Here is a 3,861-nt window from a genome sequence, read left to right on the forward strand (position 1 = left end):
GTACAATCGTACTTACATAAGAAATATAGTTTTGTAACATATTATAACTATCAAGCTTTGTTGTTGCCTGAACCTTTAGTTCCATAATGTTTTTATTGCTTTTATCAGGTTGTGACGCAGTTAGTTTACTGAACCATTCATTATACAAGCGACGTGTAGCTTCATCGGCATCGGCATCGGCATCGGCCTCCAACTTATTCTTGAAATCTTGAAAGACAGCATTACTATCTAAAAAATTACGTTTATTTTTATTCGACTCAAAAGCCATAATAAATGACTGAAATAGCTGTTGAGGCATAACCAAACCATCTAAATAGTTATTCACCAAGATCGTTCCATCATCTTGATAAACGTCAAAAATCGGTTGGTATTGTTTCACTTGAGACTGGTATTCCGTGAAATCTTGAACTTGTGGTACCGCAATTTTTGCACTACTACTCCACCACTCTTGCGCCGTTAACGCATAAGTAATAGCACCTATCGCAAACACTAAGGTAACTAAAATGATGATCCACTTCCCTTGCCAAAGAACAATAAAAAGCTCTTTGAGATCAATTTCATCATTCTGCTCATAGAAGTTTGGAATTTGTGGGTGAGAAGGATTTTGGTTGGATGATTGGTAATGATTGTTCACAAATTTCCCTTTTTTCTAATAATTAGGCACGCTACCGCCCTTGGGTATAGCCCCCAATATGATAATACTTTATCTTGTGTAGCAGTTAGTCACTGCATTAATTGGCGAAATTGTACCTTAATCGAGCCAAAGTGGCGATAGTCAGGTAGCGAGCTCTTAAATCACTCAGAATGAAGTCATTTTTACGGCCCGTTATCTTAATCCAATTTGAACTCCTTTTTTTTAACTACACAAAATAACTGTGATGAAACCGACATATCAACAACAATTGCTCACTCTAAAACCAGTTGGTACATCATCTATGCCGCTCTTCCTAATACTTCTTGAAATGTTATACTTCCATGCAGCTAACATTTATTCAGGACAAATCTATGATCATCGTAACTGGCGGCGCTGGCATGATTGGCAGCAACATCATCAAAGCACTTAATGAAAAAGGCATTAGCGACATTCTTGTTGTCGACAACCTTAAAAATGGTCGTAAGTTTCAAAACTTGGTCGACCTTGATATTGCTGACTATATGGACCGTGATGACTTTCTTGCTCAGGTTATGGCTGGTGATGATTTCGGCCCTATTGAAGCGGTATTCCATGAAGGTGCTTGCTCTGCGACCACAGAGTGGGATGGCAAGTACATCATGCTCAACAACTATGAATACTCTAAAGAATTGCTTCATTACTGCTTAGAGCGTGAGATTCCATTTTTATATGCCTCTTCTGCTGCGACCTACGGTGATACCGACACCTTCGTCGAGGAAAAACAATACGAAGGTGCATTAAACGTTTACGGTTATTCAAAACAGCAGTTTGATAACTATGTACGCCGCGTTTGGCAAGATGCGCAACAACATGGCGAAAAGCTTTCTCAAGTCACTGGTTTTCGTTATTTCAATGTTTATGGTCCGCGCGAACAGCATAAAGGCTCTATGGCTTCTGTTGCTTTTCACCTTAACAACCAAATGAATGCAGGGGAAAACCCTAAACTGTTTGCAGGCAGTGAAACCTTCCAACGTGATTTTGTTTACGTTGGTGACGTTGCTGCGGTGAACTTATGGTTTATGGACAGTGGCGTATCCGGTATTTATAACTTAGGGACGGGTAATGCTGAATCTTTCCAGGAAGTTGCAAAAGCCGTTATCAAACACCATGGTAAAGGTGAAGTGGAAACCATTCCATTCCCTGAACACTTAAAAGGTGCGTATCAAGAATTTACTCAAGCTGACTTGAGTAAACTCAGAAGCACTGGTTGTGATCACAAATTTAAAACTGTCGCTGAAGGTGTTGCTGAATATATGAGCATTATTAACGCTTAGTGATTTTAAGAGGGAGAAATTAACGTTATATTTATCCCTCTTTACCAAATGTCGCTTTTCCAGAGGAAAGGCTGCGGGACATTTTTAGAGTTCACCAAGCTGTAAAGAGAATGTATGAATATTTTGATGGCCTTGTCCCAGTTGGAAGTCACAGGGGCTGAAGTGTATGCAACAACTGTTGGCGATGAACTGACAAATAGAGGACATCGTGTATTCTACGTTTCAGACACCCTAACCAAGTCACATCAAGGGTTATTCTACAAACTCCGCTTTAATAAGCGTAGTATTCCTCGCCGCTTTTGGCATGTGGGTTACCTTATTTATCTGATTAAGAAACACCATATCCAGCTAGTGCATGCTCACTCTCGCGCCTCCAGCTGGAGTTGTCACATTGCTTGCAAATTAACAAATACGCCTATGGTCACCACAGTACATGGCCGTCAGCCTGCACACGCATCTCGTAAAAAATTTCACGCCATGGGTGACAAAGCACTACCGGTTTGTGAGGCCATTGAACAACAACTCATGACTGAATTGAATGTTCCACAAAGCTCGCTCGTCGTAAGCCGAAACGGCATTGAAACGCAAGAATTCGCTTGGCAAAATGCTCCTCAAAATAGCAAACCTGTTGTCAGTATTATTGGTAGGTTAACCGGCCCCAAAGGGGATCTTTGCTATCGGTTGCTCGATGAGTGTTTAGACTCAGCAAAATACCAGATTCAGGTCATATCTGGCTCTAAAATTGAAGCGCGTTTTGATAAGTTTACTTCTGATGTTCACTTTCTTGGTTATTCACAAGATGTCGTCTCGATACTTGCTCAATCAGACTTAGTCATTGGGGCTGGCAGAGTGGCAATGGAATCTTTGCTGTGTGGACGGCCTACCCTGGCAATCGGTGAGGCAAGTGCAATTGGTATTGTCGATGACGATAATATCGCTGCGGCCATGGCAAGCAACTTCGGTGACATCGGGCCTAAAGATCTCGATATTGATTTTTCAAAAGTTAGTCAATATGTAGAACAAGGGTTAAAAACACCACACTGCTCGCCACAAGTCAGTGAGATAATTCAGAACAGCTACAGCTTAACCAATGTGGTCGATCAAATAGAAGATATTTATCAAGCGGTTTATGTTGAAAAGCTGCGTAAAGAGATGCCGATTATTATGTATCATCGCTTTATTAAGGATGAGAGTGAAAAAGGCGTACATGGAACCTATCTGCATATAGACATGCTTGAAAAGCACTTCAAACTGCTAAAAAAAATGGGGTTTGAAACGCTAACCTTTAAAGATTTAGCGGATAAAGGGCTTATTCACCGCCTTGAATCAGGCAAGCGCTATATCATCTTAACGGTTGATGACGGGTATCAAGATAACTACGAATTGATGTTGCCGCTATTACAAAAATACGGTTTTAAAGCAGTTGTCTATGTAGTAACGGGGGAGGATTTTAACCGTTGGGATGTTGAAGTACCGAGCAACCCAGAAAAACCAGTGCCTTTAATGTCTCGTCAGCAAGTCAAAGCATTACACGATTCAGGGCTAGTTGAAATTGGGGGTCATACAATGACTCATCCATTTCTCAGCAAACTCAGTGAATCTGAACAGCGTAACGAGATCTCACGTAATAAGCTTGAACTCGAAGAGCTACTAGGCGAACAACTGGTTTCTTTTGCATACCCCTATGGCGATCATGATGCGCACTCAAAACAGATCGTGCATCAATGTGGCTATCAATTTGCGGTTGCAACCAACAGCGGCCCATTGTTAATGCATCAAGATCCATATCAAATACGACGTATTGCTATTTTCCCTAAAACCGATGTGTTTGGCCTATGGCGCAAAGTGCGCGGTAATTATACGTTTCGTAAAATGGGTCACTAACTATACTTGTAATTAATAACAGTATTAGTT

At 41.0% G+C, this 3,861-nt stretch carries 3 protein-coding genes; 2 read left to right on the forward strand and 1 reads right to left on the reverse strand.

The annotated features are described in order from the left end of the window. A partial coding sequence (locus AACT21_RS07620; protein ID WP_254917233.1) for a Wzz/FepE/Etk N-terminal domain-containing protein occupies window positions 1-634 on the reverse strand: 634 nt, incomplete at its 3' end. 371 nt (window positions 635-1,005) lie between these two features. On the opposite strand from AACT21_RS07620, the gene rfaD reads away from it, so the two are divergent. Beyond that, window positions 1,006-1,947, forward strand: coding sequence for an ADP-glyceromanno-heptose 6-epimerase (gene rfaD, locus AACT21_RS07625; RefSeq protein ID WP_094164614.1), 942 nt, complete (start codon window positions 1,006-1,008; stop codon window positions 1,945-1,947). A 114-nt stretch (window positions 1,948-2,061) separates the two neighbouring features. Next, window positions 2,062-3,831, forward strand: a complete 1,770-nt coding sequence (locus tag AACT21_RS07630; protein WP_094164615.1) for a polysaccharide deacetylase family protein — start codon at window positions 2,062-2,064, stop codon at window positions 3,829-3,831. Window positions 3,832-3,861 lie beyond the last annotated feature (30 nt).

This window comes from Vibrio sp. V08_P9A1T1, assembly GCF_963874405.1.
Lineage (GTDB): Bacteria > Pseudomonadota > Gammaproteobacteria > Enterobacterales > Vibrionaceae > Vibrio > Vibrio anguillarum.